Origin of the sequence: Paenibacillus sp. IHB B 3084 (genome assembly GCF_001447315.1) — a bacterium.
GTDB lineage: Bacteria > Bacillota > Bacilli > Paenibacillales > Paenibacillaceae > Paenibacillus.
Map to the genome: position 1 here is coordinate 4,373,523 of NZ_CP013203.1, position 16,174 is coordinate 4,389,696.

The 16,174-nt window shown below is 43.7% G+C and carries 14 protein-coding genes and 2 pseudogenes; 10 read left to right on the top strand and 6 right to left on the bottom strand.

Features of this window, described 5'->3' with window-relative positions:
• Positions 1-19 precede the first annotated feature (19 nt).
• The 4 genes and pseudogenes from ASL14_RS20515 to ASL14_RS20530 all read right to left on the bottom strand — a co-directional run bounded on the left by ASL14_RS20515 (position 20) and on the right by ASL14_RS20530 (position 3,811).
• Positions 20-649: a hypothetical protein gene (locus ASL14_RS20515; protein WP_134913250.1), complete on the bottom strand. Its 630-nt coding sequence runs from the start codon at positions 647-649 to the stop codon at positions 20-22.
• Positions 650-661: 12 nt separating this feature from the next.
• Positions 662-1,174, bottom strand: a complete 513-nt coding sequence (locus ASL14_RS20520) for an imm11 family protein (RefSeq protein ID WP_134913251.1) — start codon at positions 1,172-1,174, stop codon at positions 662-664.
• Positions 1,175-1,186: 12 nt separating this feature from the next.
• Positions 1,187-2,290 (bottom strand): pentapeptide repeat-containing protein, encoded by a 1,104-nt coding sequence (locus tag ASL14_RS20525; protein ID WP_134913252.1) that lies wholly within the window; start codon positions 2,288-2,290, stop codon positions 1,187-1,189.
• Between the two features lie 20 nt (positions 2,291-2,310).
• A pseudogene (locus ASL14_RS20530) lies at positions 2,311-3,811 on the bottom strand (hypothetical protein).
• A gap of 341 nt (positions 3,812-4,152) precedes the next feature.
• Between ASL14_RS20530 and ASL14_RS20535 the strand changes: the two are divergent.
• Positions 4,153-4,491: a hypothetical protein gene (locus ASL14_RS20535; RefSeq protein WP_134913253.1), complete on the top strand. Its 339-nt coding sequence runs from the start codon at positions 4,153-4,155 to the stop codon at positions 4,489-4,491.
• Between the two features lie 105 nt (positions 4,492-4,596).
• Here the strand turns inward: ASL14_RS20535 and ASL14_RS20540 are convergent, their stop codons facing one another.
• Both ASL14_RS20540 and ASL14_RS28325 read right to left on the bottom strand, forming a co-directional pair.
• Positions 4,597-4,932 (bottom strand): type II toxin-antitoxin system PemK/MazF family toxin, encoded by a 336-nt coding sequence (locus tag ASL14_RS20540; protein ID WP_134913254.1) that lies wholly within the window; start codon positions 4,930-4,932, stop codon positions 4,597-4,599.
• Between the two features lie 118 nt (positions 4,933-5,050).
• Positions 5,051-5,230 (bottom strand): AbrB/MazE/SpoVT family DNA-binding domain-containing protein, encoded by a 180-nt coding sequence (locus ASL14_RS28325; protein WP_223264070.1) that lies wholly within the window; start codon positions 5,228-5,230, stop codon positions 5,051-5,053.
• A 790-nt stretch (positions 5,231-6,020) separates the two neighbouring features.
• On the opposite strand from ASL14_RS28325, the pseudogene ASL14_RS20550 reads away from it, so the two are divergent.
• From ASL14_RS20550 to thrC, 9 genes and pseudogenes are all read left to right on the top strand, one after another.
• Positions 6,021-6,976, top strand: a pseudogene (locus tag ASL14_RS20550) (IS30 family transposase).
• A gap of 1,045 nt (positions 6,977-8,021) precedes the next feature.
• Positions 8,022-8,321 (top strand): hypothetical protein, encoded by a 300-nt coding sequence (locus ASL14_RS20555; protein ID WP_134913255.1) that lies wholly within the window; start codon positions 8,022-8,024, stop codon positions 8,319-8,321.
• A 163-nt stretch (positions 8,322-8,484) separates the two neighbouring features.
• Positions 8,485-9,180 carry a DNA sulfur modification protein DndB gene (locus tag ASL14_RS20560; RefSeq protein WP_223264376.1) on the top strand — a complete coding sequence of 232 codons (696 nt, stop codon included), beginning with the start codon at positions 8,485-8,487 and terminating at the stop codon, positions 9,178-9,180.
• Positions 9,177-10,235 (top strand): DNA sulfur modification protein DndB, encoded by a 1,059-nt coding sequence (locus ASL14_RS20565; protein WP_134913257.1) that lies wholly within the window; start codon positions 9,177-9,179, stop codon positions 10,233-10,235. Before ASL14_RS20560 ends, ASL14_RS20565 begins: the two co-directional genes overlap by 4 nt.
• Positions 10,236-10,379: 144 nt before the next feature.
• The gene (locus tag ASL14_RS29655) at positions 10,380-10,859 is read left to right on the top strand and encodes a competence protein ComK (RefSeq protein WP_134913258.1); all 480 of its coding nucleotides are present in this window, start codon (positions 10,380-10,382) and stop codon (positions 10,857-10,859) included.
• 166 nt (positions 10,860-11,025) lie between these two features.
• Positions 11,026-11,331 (top strand): hypothetical protein, encoded by a 306-nt coding sequence (locus tag ASL14_RS20575; protein WP_134913259.1) that lies wholly within the window; start codon positions 11,026-11,028, stop codon positions 11,329-11,331.
• A 352-nt stretch (positions 11,332-11,683) separates the two neighbouring features.
• Complete coding sequence (locus ASL14_RS20580; RefSeq protein ID WP_134913260.1) at positions 11,684-13,078, top strand: TldD/PmbA family protein; 1,395 nt, start codon at positions 11,684-11,686, stop codon at positions 13,076-13,078.
• A gap of 3 nt (positions 13,079-13,081) precedes the next feature.
• Entirely contained in the window at positions 13,082-14,425 is a 1,344-nt protein-coding gene (locus tag ASL14_RS20585; protein WP_134913261.1) for a TldD/PmbA family protein, read from the top strand.
• A gap of 214 nt (positions 14,426-14,639) precedes the next feature.
• Positions 14,640-16,031 carry a threonine synthase gene (thrC, locus tag ASL14_RS20590; protein WP_134913262.1) on the top strand — a complete coding sequence of 464 codons (1,392 nt, stop codon included), beginning with the start codon at positions 14,640-14,642 and terminating at the stop codon, positions 16,029-16,031.
• Positions 16,032-16,174: the final 143 nt, after the last annotated feature.

Sequence of the window (16,174 nt, forward strand, 5' to 3'; positions counted from 1 at the left end):
TTGGTTAAAAGGTATAGAATCAAGAAAGCTCCGACCATGTTGTGGTGTGCAGCATGGCATAGGTTAAGGGAACCCAGAGGGGAGCATCCTCCAGTTTAAATTGGCAACTCCCGATCACAGCCTTGCCATGCCAGGAACGCACAAAGACAATCTGATAATAGGGAGAGGGGGAAACTAGAAAAATAGCTTCATAACAGCCAATGATAGTATCTTGAATAGAAAAAGCCTTTTCATCTACGAGCTTCATACTTGGTTGTGCGCGACTCGTTTGCTCAATCATCTGTTGTTGATAGATTTCTATTTGCGTGGGGTCCAGTTCTTGCCCACTTTGGTGCAGACCGAACAGGATTCCGCCCAGCTTGTCCTGAACGACGAAGCTTTTTGATGGGGCTATCGTCTGCCCGGCACGAACTTTTGGAATAAGAGAGACCGGCAGGGAAATGGTGAGTTGATCCTCGAAGACAGGAAGGGTTTGAAACCGGATTTCCTGTTCATCCGGAAGGGTTAGTGAGCCTTTCAAAATTCCCTCCATCGCTTCTTCAATAGATACCAGCATCCAGCTTTCATCGTTCTCCGCCCCGCTTAACTGCTCTTTCAACGTTTGTTGATAATGCAGCTTCAAAAAAAATTCATCCCAATGCTCCGTCAAGGTTGAACCTCCTTATAAGAGTTCTAGCTTTTGTAGCCGAAAACCACTCAAACTCCGACGAAGCAAGCTTTCAGCAGCCTCCAAGCTAACGATGAAATAAGGTTCCCTCACGTTGGACAGTCGAAAAAAATGATGTCCATTCACCTCTTGGCTATCCAGTACAAGGTGTTTCAGGGTTTGATCATGCGCATAAAATTCAGTCTGCTCTGAAATGCCATCAACAGTGGGAACAGATGAAATCCAATATAATTCCTGACGGCTAGGTTCCCGGTTCACGATATACACCTGCTTAAAACGAGCTTGTGTATTGTATAGTTCTAGAATCCGTTTCATAGGATCGGAAAATAGCGGTTGTGAGGTTGAAAACGGTAGCCAGTCCGTGTACTCGGCATCTTCTGTCGCATGAACATCTAAAACCTGAGCCGGAGGCATGCCAACAAATGGCGTTTTAAAAAGGTCTAAATTCCTCGGTTCAATGTTTCGGGAAATACGATGATCATCGACCAGCACATAATAATGGCGCATACACATTCCTCCTTATTCCGTCCACACAATAGATTGACGCTGTGCTTCGCTTAGTTTCCAATGCTGTTGGTACTTTCGTGGGACAAGAGTTCCTTGCATCGAAGCCCCCTCAAAATATGCATGTTCAAACGAATGTACATCTGTAAAATCAGCCCCATCCAAGTTGGCGTGTTCAAAATGAAGCCCACATAGCCCCGGCACCCGAACTCCATGTTCCCGATACGGCTGTCCGCTGGCACTATTGAAGTTAGCACCTCTCAAATCGCTATATCTAAAATCCGTGTCGGTCAGTAGGCATCCCTGAAAGCGGCTTCCTTCCAGATTCGCTCGTTGCCAGATGCTCCCGATCAATATGCAGGTGTGAAACTGGCTTTCCCGTAAGTCACTGTGGCTAAAATCGTTATAGCGCAAATCCTTTTGGATCAGGCGGAGGTGGGGAAGAGAGACCCGCTTTAGGTTTTCGTAAACATAGGGTTCTTCTTCACTGGATTGCATCAATTGTTCGCTCACATCATCTGGAACAAGCGCTTCCTGATCTTCGACATATAGATTCTCGCTGATATCCTTGTACTCACCCGTACGGATGGCTAAACGTCCAGCTTTATGAATAGCGAGATACTCAGGCATTTGAACGGCTTCTGCCAACCCTAAGCGCAGGAGGGAGTTCACAAACTGGTGGAAAAAAGGAGCAGATTCTAACATCAGTCGTTCAACGTCCACTGAAGTGATCGTCCCCATATATATTTTTCGTTCCTGCTCCAAGGTTTCCAACATGGTACTCATCGGTGCATAGGCCCATGATGCGTCATAGGTTAACTTGCAATCGGAATCATCTTCGTACCATTCAGCAGAGTAAGCCTCGATCATATACAGGTAGGATTGCTCCAGCATCTGAGTGCGCAAGAACGAGTAGTGGATATATCCAATGGGTTCTTTTTGACCTTGTTGCTGCATGCTCAAAATGTGTATACACAGATCTGTAAACGATTCTTTGAAGTCGGAGATCAGTTGAGCTTGGCAGCGACGAAACTTGGCTTCCAGCATGTCCAACTGAATGTCTAGCAAAGGTGTAAAATGATGCTCTTTAAAATGGTGTAACGCCGCTTGTTTATCCATCTGCTAGTTCTCACCTTCCGTTAGTTCATCTTAATTTCCGTGCCGGAGAAGGTGGTTTTGTCATCCAGCGTAATCGTGTTGCCTTTACCAGACAGCTCAATTTTTCCGGCGGAAAGCTGGATGTTACCGGAACTCATAACAATATCTGAAGTTGCGCTAATACTCACATTTTTTCCGCTTACAATATCAATGCCTGTTTAAATCGTTAATAACAATGGACATGCCATTGCCGGAAATAACGATTTGATCTGGAGCGAGCATGATTTCTTTGCCGTATTTGGTTCGCAGCGTCTTAATGGCAGGATCAGCCATTCGATCTGGCGCAGGAGCTACCGCAGACAGTGCCGAAGAAGACTTTGATCCAGCGGACGAAGCAGAAGCAGTCCCATGTTCAGAAGCGGCGGAAGATTTTCCCACGGGCTGCGGTTCTCTTTTAACCGAGCTGATCGCGTACCCTTCTTCTTCCTTATAACTGGGGAAATAGATACGGATGCTGTCTCCGTCCTCAGGCATACAATACCAGCCCGTGTTATCCGCAGATGCATAAATGGTAGAGTAGGGAAACCAGTAATCCGTGTTCGGGTCTTGCTGATCGTCCATATCGAGCTGGGCGCGTACTTTGTCCCGACGAACGCTCAGTACCTTGCCATGAATGGAAGCACCGATAATGGAGCGATTGTAGTTTTTAATAGGACGTAAGCCGCTTCGTGGCGACAGCTTGGCAGTATGGGTGAGCACCCCGTCTTTCATCTCCGTTAGCACTTCAGCTACGATCAGCTTATGACCTTGGAAGGTCACTTCATAGCCAGGCTCCAGCAGTTTCTCCGTCTCGACCTCATATTGGATAAAATCAGCATCACGCACGCCAGGAATATGGTTTTCTGAGGCGGTTTGAAAATCCGCGACCCGTTTGGTGACTTTATAATTGGTGGATTGTATTTCTCCTTTGCTCAGGCCCATAGGCAGGCCAAAATAAAACTTTGGTACCCCATAGCCCACCGCAGGAATGAGTGGAGAGTAGAAGTGGGAAGCCATCCGTTTCAAAAATTGCCAATCGGTTTCATCATATTGCATGATAAAGGTGCCGATGGGCTTCTTATGGGACGCAACATCCATGGCTTCGGCTTTGGAGTAGTCCGATACAATACTTTCGATCAGACCCGTATAGGTGAGCTTGGGGTTCTGGAAAGAGCGTTGATGCCGCTTAATATCTAACTCGTAGGTATGAGATATGGCTTCGACGGTCAAGTAATGGACCCCGTGAACGACTTTTTCCTCTACATCCAAGGCAATGCCTCGAAAAAGGGGCTTTCGATTGCCATTTTTGTCTGTAACAAAAGCTTTGACCTGAGTTTCTTCATCTGAAGCACGTACATACAGCTCGCGCTTTTTCTCCGAGATGATGCCTGTACAGATCATTCGGGCATGATCATTGACTGTTTTTAAGATTTTAAGCTCATGAAGGCGGACGAACTCATAAGGCATGATTTCGATATGACCGTACGTCACGATGTTTTCCATAGGTGTCTCCTTTCCTAAATCCAGCATATGTATTTATCGGTTAAAAGAGAGAGTTAGTTTACAGAATGGCCCAACCGTTGGGGTATTTACTATGTGTATTTCTGGAAAGGAGAGGATGTATATTCCTTTCCATCGTCTCGACACGTGGATGGTAGTAACATATCGGAACGCGAAAGCATTGATATCCAAGAGATGGAAAGCAATTTGAAAATGTCCCACACTCAAGAAATTGTACGAGGGTTGAGTGCGGGAATATATTATTTTCATTCAAAAGGTACGCGGAGCGTATACCCCAGAGGTTTGCAAACACTTCGTAAAAAGAGCGGCTATTATAATGAGGGATGTCCTGTAGCTACCCATTCACTACAATCAGCAAAAAGCATAGCCAGCCTGCCAGAAAAGCTACACCACCCAGCGGCGTAATGGCCTCCATTAAGCGCTACGGTCAGAAACATAGCACCGCACTGAATCCTAAAAGTGTGGTCATTCGTCAAAAGTATTCTTTCGAAATCGTGCTGACTTTGACTGGCCTGCGTCACATGCAAAAGGATGGGCTGCTGTCATGCACCTGCGGAGCAGGACAACAGGCTTATTCGGCGGTTGAATTCTATGGTATGGGAATTGCAAACGTAAAACAAATGGTGAAGCTCATAAAAAATAAGCAGCCGATCCTCGGTTGAGGATGGACTGCTTGTTTTCGCTTCTCTACATCTGTTTTCCAGTTCAGATTGCTTATTTAAATAAAGGCAGACTTTTGCTTGGGTTTTATGAAAGAGGAACGATTTTCACGCTAATATGGATCGAGTATTCCGAAGGACACTTTTCATAAAATCGGAGTCGGGAGATACATTACCAACAATTTTAATTCTACGCTTTCTAACATCCAGACTTTTCATTTGATCAGTGAGAGCAACGCCGCTAAAGGGCAATCCGTCCGGTAAAGGAACTTCAAATGCGTAATTTTTAGATTGGTTCGTGATGGGGCACATGACGGCAAAACCAGTCAACTCATTAAAAGGTTTATCAGATAGTGTGATTGCGGGTCGTCGTCCAGCTTGTTCGTGTCCAGCTTGTGGATCAAAATCTAGCCAAACCAAATCTCCGCGTGCAGGAATGATCAAATCAATTCGTCTCCCTCGATACCAAGATCAACTTCGTTGTGACGTGGCGAATCTGTTTTAATTTTTGAAAGTAGCATAGCTAAGTGGTCACGCAATTCTTCATTCGTTTCTTGAGGTTTTATGAGAGGCCGAAGGATAATTTCTTTTCAGATGTTACGATCATTTCAACCTCAGAGCCTTCCTCCAAATCAAGATGTTTAAGTAACTGATTCGGAATACGGATCGCAATGCTATTTCCCCATTTGCTAAGCGTAGTTGTCGTCATGAGGATCATATCCCTTCTCGTTTTATGTTCCAATTATACCCCATCCTTTGTATATTGTATATACATATGATATACATCCGAAAAGAGTTTGATACATATAACGTGATGAGTTTTTATTTAAATTTGGTAAAGAAGTACAAGAAAAATATTATAAAGTAGCGAGATTACATGCTCACAGGACTACCTAAATAGACTGGAGTCAAAAAAAATATTTTAAAAGCATTACGAGGATTTTTTGATATTAAGAACGGCGGGTAATGAGAACAAATCGAAAAGTCCGTTATATGGAGGGCAGTGCAGGGCGGGATTTTGATGCTGAGGAATAATCATGTATTTTTTAAAAAAATATTATATCATATTTATTTATTAAAGTCAATGTTTAGATAATCGGATGGAGGAGGAAGAGTACTGGCATTTGTTTTTTTTAAAATAACTGTTCTAACATGATATGAAGTATGACACCGTTAAATAAATGAAGATATGATTCATGCCCTAGTTCATGTAATAAAGTCAACACAACACATTCAAACAGGAGAATCAATCTATGGCAATAACATATTAGTATATCGGGATCATAGCAAGCTAGAACATCTCTATCGGCATAGATGGATTGTAAGAGTCATTGTGGTACTAAGGAAAGCGGTATAAGCAGACATAAGCAGCCGGAGAAGTACGGGGTACTCTCCTTGGTAGATCCATTTTATAGTTTGACGGATTGTAATATGAAGTGCGACACCTGCTGGAAATAAATAAAAAGGGCCCATGGCCGGATTCGTGTAGAATGAAAGTTCCTACACCCACATTCACACAAGGAGAATCCACCATGAGCTACACACATCTTAGCATAATCGAACGAAGCAAGCTAGAAATCCTGCATCAGCAGGGGAAAAGTTCAAGAGCCATCGCTGAGGAGCTGGGGCGACATCATGCGACCATTTGCCGAGAAATCCGTCGGAATGCTGAGCTAGCGTCCTACAATGCACAGCGCTCCCAACATGCTTACGAGCAGCGCCGTAGAGCCTCTGTACCTCAAGGCAAATGGACAGAGGAACAAGCGGTAGAGCTCGAAGAGAAGTTGCATGCGACTTGGTCACCTGAGCAGATCGTGGAGCGTTTTATAACAGAAGGCCAGCCCACCGTGTGCTGCAAAACCATCTATCGCTGGCTCTATGCAGGCCGCCTGGCCCAAGCGGACGTGAAGGTGCTACGGCACAAAGGAAAACGGCAGCAGCCCGCTGAAAAACGAGGGAAGTTTGCCGTGGGTAAGTCGATTTCCGAACGCACCAAGGAGGTGCGTTCCCGGGACACCTTTGGACACTGGGAGCTAGATACGGTGGTGTCTGGTCGTGGGAAAAGCAAAGGCTGCGTGGCGACCTTCATTGAACGGAAAACCCGTCTGAACACCGCGGTTCAAATGCCTGATCGCACGGCATTGTCGATGGAGATTGCCTTTGGCGTAGCGGCTTCTCAGTACCCTGCTGGGGCGTTTCAAACCGCAACTGCAGATCGAGGAAAGAATTCGCCTGTTATGCAAACCTGGAAACCACACATGACGTGCAGATCTACTTTGCTGACCCATACTCTTCCTGGCAAAGAGGGTCGAATGAGAATGCGAACGGCTTGCTTCGAGAGTGCTTTCCCAAAGGTACGGACTTTGCCCAAGTATCCGATGTGGCATTGGAGCGTTCGCTTGATTTAATCAACCATCGCCCCCGAAAATGTCTGGGGTGGAAAACCGCTCACGAATCTTTCACACAGGAACTGTCGCACTTGGCTTGACAATCCGTCGTTTAAAAAAAAGATTTGCTTTTGCTAGATGTTTTGCGACTGAACTGGATGCGGTCATGTTCCGTTCTCAGTCCCAAAAAAAAGCCTATGTATCTATGTTCATCGCACGACACTCTTAATGTTGATATCCTTTGGAATTATCGTTACTTAGTATCCTTAAGGAACATTTAAAATGACTAACCGTAGACTGGCGTAAAAGTTTGCGGCTATGCTTTATAACATGCAGATTTGTTTTGGTGGTTTGTACTCTACTTGATAATGCGTTCCAATAATACATAGATGATATTTTGCATGAATTTTTTTCGAAAAAGAAAATTACTGAGGTAACAAAGGAACAGTGGAAACGCTCCCCACTTCTAAACAACAACCCTCCAAGTGAATATTCAGCGGAGAACTGATCAAGAAACATTCATGGAAGACCTTTCACACTTGGCTTGATAACCTGTTAAAGACCTAAATGTTTGAATGCGTCTTCCGAAAATTACAGCATGGTGTTCCTCACTCATGGCATAGATGTGGTTGAATGCGGATGCAATACATTCACCTTAAAAAAGAACAAAAAGTGGAGAGGTGTAGATAGGTTTAGGCGCAGCCGATTAACAACTATGGTGAAATTGTCTGAAACTCTAAAGCGATATGAAAATGGCACACTAAGGTTTTAAAGTCGAATGTAGAGCGGCTTGCTTGAAGGTATAAATAGATCTATAAAAGCTGCAAAGGGGAAAGACTGACGGTTATCTTAACGTGTAAAACTCGTCTTCTATGGTGTATATAAAAGCAGAGAAACAGGCTTAAACCTCCGATGTTCGAGGTTTGTTGCGTTTTAACAATTAAATGGATAAGTCTATGATTTAATTCTAGCTGACTTTACCCAAGCAGTAGAAAAAAAGAGGGCTTTAATTAAGAAAGAAGTATATCAGAAAAGAAACGCAGGCAAATTTAAAATAGAAAGCAACAGAGTTTCAATAACGTTAATATTACTGAAAAAAACGAATATGAGTATAGTGAATGGAGATATACTAAATATGGGATTTATATGAATGAAATTATATTCAAATCCAAATATAGTGATTATAATGAAAATGAGGTGAGGATAATGTATGAGCATAATATAACAACGAGATTGCCAGGCGAAGATTATATTCAATTTGGAAAAAAGATATTATTAACGCAGCTTCCTTTTAGATATTTGAATACAATTTTTGAAGTGGACGAATATGTACAAAGGCAACTTGATGTTAGAAAACGAAATCAGATTAGAGATTTTATTTTAAATGCAGTTCAAAAAGACTGGTTTTATTTCTCACCATTTGTTTCTCGGCGCGAGGAGCTTTAACACAGGTATCAAATGGTTGGGAAATGCCCACTGACTCAAAATTAATTGTAATTGACGGCCAGCATCGCATTAGCGGTCTAAATCTAGCTATTCAAAGAATTCAGATGATGGTCTCTAATACTACAATGACCAGCAATAATGAAGAAGTAGAGTGGAATAAAAAATATTAGAAAAGCTTAATAACTATCCAATTTCTATGCAAATATATCTGAATCTTAATACTCAGCAGGAGAGACAGCTCTTTAGCGACATTAACACTGAGCGTAGAGAACTGCATGGTGGACTGATAGTTAAGTATGATAAACGCGACCAATATTCAGAACTTGTACGCGAGATTTCTCATGATTTGAAATCTGAATTTGAGATTGAAGAAACACTTTCAAGACTATCAAAGCAAAATTCTGCACTCACTACTTTGGTTGGCATGAGAAGATGCTTAATAGCTATGTTTGAAGGAGATCTAAATATAAAGGAAGGAGAAGAGTCTTACCAAGAGGTTAAGATTAATGAAATTAGACCTATAGCTATCTCTTTTTTTCGTAAGTGGCTTGAAATATTTCCCCAAAAAGCTAATGACCGTACTATATATGTATCAGGCATTACTACGATTCAAATTGTACTTGCGAATACCGTGAATCAGCTAAAAAGAAATAATAATATTTCATATATTGAAGCTATTAACCTACTGAGTATTTTAAAGAGTGAATGCACTTGGAAACATACAGACCCTATCTTTTACGCATACTATGATAAAAACAAAAAAAGACTTGTTGATTTTAGTAATACTACTGCCATCAACAAATTTACTAATTCTTTTCTTGAAATTATTGAAGAGAAAAGAGGTGGACTTAACATATGAATTACCGGACTGATTTTAAACAGTCCATAGAACTGTTTAAAGTTAAGGATTTATTGAGATATGTTGCTGAGAATAAAGTGATTTTTTTTGATGTAAGTCAAACTAGAATTAGAACAATTCGAAATTATATTGTAGACAATATTTTGAATAATGAAATTTACTTACCCCCATTGGTTATTGCGAGAAATTCAGAAGTAGTGAAAGAAAATAATACTCTTTCTGATCGAATAACTATTATTGATGGAAATGGAAGATTACTTGCTCTATCACAAATCTCGACTGTAATTGATCAAAAGCAAAAATCACTTGATCCGAAGGAACTTGATCAAAGTGAGTCATTAAGAGTTTTTGTAAATGAGAGTTCTGTAGCATTACAAATTTACGAGGGATTAGACCATGAAGAAATTATGCAAGCATATGTAGACTTTAATACTAAAGGTAAGAAGGTAGCACTGTCAAAATTGATTGCTTACGATTCGAGAAACGAGATTAATCGAATATCTAATGATGTTCTTGAACAAAATACAGATTTAGTTAAGGCGAAGGTAGAAAGAGAACTCAAAAGCTTAATAAAACCTAATAATAAAAGTTTTCTTAATCTATCGCAATTAAGGAAACTTATTGCGATTTTTTTAACCAGTGAGCTAAAAAGTGAACTGCCAAAAGGAAATATTAAAAATAAACTAAATTACGAAGAGAATATAGAGTTGATAAACTTATGGTTTGAGTTTCTTTTTAAGCTGCACCCCCCTGATACTATTGGAAATTATCATAAAACAATGTTGGCATCTTTTCCATTACTGCAAGCCCTTGCATACTATGCTATTTTAGGAACCAAACACATGAACTTTGAAAGCAAATTAAAGACAGTTCAAGAAAGGATGTCTAAGCTCGATGTGATCAATTTTTCTCCAGATCAGGAGCAATGGGAGCTATTTAAGGGAATACGTAGAGGTAAAGAGAATTACTACTATCTCTCAGGTAACAAAGATGACATCTTAAAAATAGAAAGATGGTTAACAAAAATCACTCGAAGGGAGGTGAATACATATTAATTCGTTTGACCTCTCCCCTATAGATTCGTGTGGAGCGCAACTATAAGGGAAGAGGGATGCTGGAGTATACCAACATAATGTTAGTATACTCCTTTCATCTTGAACGACAAGTTCATAGGAAAGAGTGGGTGAATCAAAAAGAAGATGGCGTATTTAATTAAACCGAACACATTAGCGTTATTACCTACGCTTGACCCGTCTGGATGTTGGATCACGCAGATATATGAGGAGATGCGCTCGTTTCAAGATCCCAGAATACCTATTAACCTATTAAAAGATACGATGTTACATTACGGGTCTGAATATGACGGGGTGCGAAAAGCGGCCAGATTAATGACGGGCTATGGAAATAAAATCCCCATTTGCATAAGTCCTATTTTGAAACTATTTATGTTTCCAACCCGTTCTTCCAAGACTAAATCGGATATTTGGTTAATGGAAAGTCAAATTGCAAGTGTAATTACACAAGGTGAGAATACGTCTAATGTGCTATTTTACAATGAAATTACGATAACTGTACCTTGCACTAAAAAGGAGATTGAGTCGGGCTTAAGAAGAGTACTGAAGTACCGCCGCAAGCTAATGGAGAGAAATCATTTTAAAGGAATAGTAGAGAGTAGTTAACAGCTTAAGAGAATAATCTGAAAGTGAACTCACTATACAGAGTTCACTTTCAGATTTTTTTATTTTTTAAACCTACATTATCGGGATTTTGTTTTTATATGCTACGTATCCACGTACCACATCCGACATCATCCTTTGCTACACTTTTTATAAAGGAGATGATAACTTGGATACTCAACCCAAACAGCAAAAGGGCGAGGAACATACGAAGCCAGGTGAGAATACAGCCGAACAATATGAGAGCTTGGTACAGCAGGAAGACGAACACATAGAGAGACTTAATACTTGCACAAAGCTCATTTTGGATGCGCTGGCTATTATTTCGCAGAAAGCGAGCGTACTGCACATGGAAACGGTCAAAGAAGCGGCCGATCATCTTCATATTATGGAACTGGATTTGAGGAGAGAACTGTTTAAAGTTCGTTTGAAAAAAAGTATTTTGGCAAACAAAATGAAGCAAACCCAAACATAGCAGCGGAGGGGGCGGAATCGTTCTGGAGAAGCGGAGCGTTCGCCTTTGAAACCGGATTTTTACCGTTAAAAATATAATCAAAAAAATCTGGGGGCAACAGCGATCGGAAGAATGATCCGTCCACGTAGCGACCTTACATGCACGTACTGCCTCCCCAATCCAAACCCGACATGACCCTTCACGGTCTAATCGGGTTTTCCCATTTCCCCTCCAAGCACCGCCACCAGATAGTTACACCCAGTCCCAACATCATGTATAGTAAAGTTATGGGAAATGAACATGAACCCGCAGACCACGATGCTTAACCGCACTATTTCTATAATGCAAAAATGCAAAAACAAGGAGGAACGTGATGATACAACCAACACAGATTCAAGATATGCTGCAAGCCGCGCTGGAGACGGGCGGAGATTTTGCAGAGGTGTTCGTCGAGGATCGTACGAATGGACAACTGGGCATGACCGGGGGAGTCATGGATACGGCGCTGTCAGGCCGGGATTTTGGGATTGGTATTCGGATCATGAAGGAGCATTTTTCGGTGTATGCCTACACCAGCGACATGAGCGAACAGAGCCTGATCCGACTGGCCAAATCGGCCGCCAAGGCCATTCGCGGAGGTGGAGTGCCAGGTACACACACCATTACACTCCATCCCCATGCTATCCCTAACCAACATCCGATTGCGATCATTCCTGACGCTTCACAGAAACGCGCCAAGATTGACATGATGAGACGGGCGCATGAGGCAGCAAGCCAATATGATCCTTCCATCACGCAGACTTCCATTGGGATCAGTAACTCAATCCAAAACGTGCTGATTGCCAATAGCAACGGGCTACTGGTGGAGGATACCCGTACGTATACACGTATGAGAATAAGCGCGATTGCGACCGATGGAGAGCATAGACAATCTGGGTTCCGTGGGCCGGGAGCGTATGCAGGGACTGAATTCCTGGAGAATCTGAATATCGAAGAAAATGCGAGACACGCCGCTCGGATTGCGTCCACGATGGTCAAAGCGGGATATGCGCCTAGCGGCAGACTGCCCGTCGTAATTGAGAACGGCTTCGGCGGCGTTCTTTTTCACGAAGCATGTGGACACGGGTTGGAATCTACGGCGGTGGCTCATGGAACCTCAGTGTTTGCCAATAAGATCGGGCAGCAGGTGGCTTCACCGCTCGTCACGGCTATAGATGATGGAACGATTCAGAACGCGTGGGGCTCGCTCAATATCGATGATGAAGGAGCGCCGACACAGCGCAACGTACTGATTGAGAACGGTATTTTAAAAGGATATCTGATCGACCGCATGGGCTCGCGCCAGATGGGTGTACCTGCGACGGGGTCAGGACGAAGACAGTCCTATAAATTCGCACCTGCATCCCGTATGAACAATACGTTTATTGCGAATGGGGATTCGACCCGTGAAGAAATCATTGCCAATACGGAGTACGGGATCTATGCCAAATCGCTGGGCGGTGGTTCGGTGAATACCTCGACGAGCGAGTTCAATTTTGCGGTTGAAGAGGCATACATGATTCGCAACGGCAAAATTGCGGAGCCGGTTAAAGGGGCAACGCTAATCGGCAAAGGGATTGAAACCCTGCAAAATATTGATATGGTCGGCAACAATCTGGATCATGGTCAGGGGATGTGCGGCTCGGTCAGTGGAAGTCTTCCGGTCAACTGCGGACAGCCGACAATTCGTGTGTCCGAGATGACCGTCGGCGGACGGAAGGGGGAATAGGCGATGAATATTCAGAAATTTCAGGAAGCGTTGTTCACAAAAGGCCGGGAAATCGGCTACGCGGATATGGAAATCTACTATGTAAATGGACGTTCTACCTCGGTGAAGGTACTGAAGGGAGAAATTGACCAATATACCATCGTTGAAAACGGTGGGCTTTCCTTCCGGGGCGTCATTAACGGGAAAATGGGCTATGCCTCTACAGAGAAGCTGGAACCGGACGTGATCGACTTTTTATTGGAAGAGGCACGCAGCAATGCGGACATATTGGAGAGCGAGGAACAGGATGAGCTGTTCGCAGGCTCTGAGAGCTACCCTGAGCAGCCTGCCTATGCCTCAGCGTTGGCTGACACGGCTCCTGAGATTCTGATCGAAGCGGCGCTAGAAATGGAGCGCACAGCGCTTGCCGCAGATCCACGGATTGTGATGGCTCGGCATTGCTCGGTCAGCATTCGTGAAAATGAGGTTCTGATAGTAAATACAAAAGGACTGCACTGCCATCGTCGCAAAAGTCTGGCGACCGCTTATGTGTATGTAATTGCAGCAGACAACGACGAGACCGTTACCGGGGGTTGGCATGATTACTCCCTGCGGAGTGTGGAGGAAATTGATATTGTAGATGTGGCTCATAAAGCCGTAAAAGAGGCTGTTTCCAAGCTGGGTGCGCACACGATCCAATCGGATAACTATCCGGTCATTTTCCGTCATGATGCAGCAACGCAATTGCTGGCTGCGTATACGTCGGTATTTTCAGCGGAGTCGGTGGATAAAGGCTTTTCGCGATTGGCTGGGAAACTGGGGCAAAAGGTGGCAAGCGAGCGTATTACGCTGATTGATGATCCGCTGATGGAGAACGTTCCCGCAGGCAGTACGTTTGATGCCGAAGGCAACGCAACGCATCGTAACGAGATCATCAAGGACGGGGAACTACGGACGTATTTCCATAACCGCAAGACGGCTCGCAAGGCTGGGGTGGAAAGTACCTCTAATGCTTCCAAGGGCAGCTATAACGGTAAAATTGGTGTGTCGTATCATAATCTGTATGTGGAACCAGGCACGTCTATGTTGGAGGATATGATTCGCAAGATGGATCGCGGGTTGATGATCGTAGAGCTGCAAGGTCTGCATGCGGGTACGAATACGGCGTCCGGTAATTTTTCGCTGGCTTGTCTGGGATACTGGATTGAGCAGGGGCAAGTGGTCAGAGCGGTCAATCAAATTACCGTATCGGGTAACTTCTTTGACGTGTTGCAGCAGATCGACGAGGTTGGCAATGATTTGCGTTTTACAGGAAGCTGCACATCCCCTTCGCTCAAGCTGGCTGCACTCTCGATTTCAGGTTCCTAATCGCTGGAGCAGCCTTCTTTTTTCAGACTCACGACCTGTTCCTGACGTTCCAATTGTCTACTGATGACAGATGCCTGATGCAGCGGGGTATGGTAAAGTAGGAGAAAGTCTTTGAAATATGAAAAAAGGCTTGGTTACAGCACCGCGACAGGGTATTATAGACAATAATATATTCGAAAAAAGGTTCGAATTGAATTTTTATTGGGGGATGTATATGAGATATATAAGCACTAGAGGTCGAGTAGAAGCCAAGGGATTTATTGATACCGTGCTCATGGGGTTAGCTGACGATGGAGGTCTGATGGTACCGGAGCAGATTCCGACGGTGTCGGCAGCTACGTTAGAGCAATGGGCAACATTGAGCTACAGAGAGCTGCTGCTGGAAGTTTTTGCGCTGTATATCAATGATGAGATTCCTCGTGAAGATTTGGAGCAGCTGGTGGAGCGCAGTTATGCGAGCTTCCGTCATCCGGAAGTAACGCCAGTGAAGAAGATCGACGATTCTCTATATATTTTGGAGCTGTTCCACGGGCCTACGTTTGCGTTCAAGGATGTGGCGCTGCAATTTATGGGTGAATTTTATTCCTACGTGTCCAAGAAACAGAATGAGATCATTCACATTTTGGGCGCAACCTCGGGCGATACCGGGGCGGCAGCGATCCAGGGCGTGCGTGGCAAGGAAGGCATTAAAATCTGTATTTTGCACCCACACCAAAAGGTGAGCAAAGTACAAGAGCTGCAAATGACGACGGTTGACGATGAAAATGTACTGAATCTATCCGTAAAAGGGAACTTTGACGATTGTCAAAAAGTCATTAAGGACCTGTTTGCCGATCTCGATTTCAAAGCTAAACATCATTTGCGGGCGATTAACTCGATTAACTTTGTGCGTATTTTGGCGCAAACCGTATATTACTTCTATGCTTATTTCCGGGCGCAGGAGTCTGCCGGTACGAAAAAGATTAATATCAGCGTGCCATCCGGCAACTTTGGCAATATTTTTTCCGGCTTTCTTGCGAAGAAAATGGGCTTGCCGATCCATAAGCTGATCATTGCGACGAATGAAAATAATATTTTGGAGCGCTTCGTGAAGACAGGCGAATACAAGCCGGGCGACTTCAAAAGCACATACAGTCCTTCGATGGACATTCAGGTGGCGAGCAATTTCGAAAGATATCTGTATTACTTCCTTGGAGAAGATGCAGCCAAGGTATCTGAATACATGAATAACCTCAAAACCGAGGGACGGATTGTGATCAGTGCAGAGGATTTGAAACGGGTACAGCAGGATTTTGAAGCGCTCGGCGCTTCGAATGAGCAGTGTCTGGAGCTGATCAAAAAATACAAAGCCGAATATGACTATTTGCTGGACCCGCATACGGCTTGCGGTATTGCCGCGCATGAGGCGTATAATGGCGAGGGAGAAGTATGTGTGACCTTTGCAACAGCGCATCCGGCCAAATTCGACGAAGCGATCCGTCTGGTGGACATTAAGCAGGAGTTCCCGGCGCAAATTGAACAATTGTTCTCGAAATCGCAGCATCAGCAGGTGGTAGAGCATGACGAGGCAGAAATTGTGCGTCAGCTTGAAGTCTTCTATGTGTAGAAGATCATCCCGATTACGATGAGTTATACCCTCATAGGATGTAAAAAAGAGGCTACGCCCTGTGGAGGCCACTGAAAAAGTCTCCCAGCTCACCAAAAGAGACAGTTCCTCATTTTTTTGAAGAGTCTGTCTCTTTTTTTCGG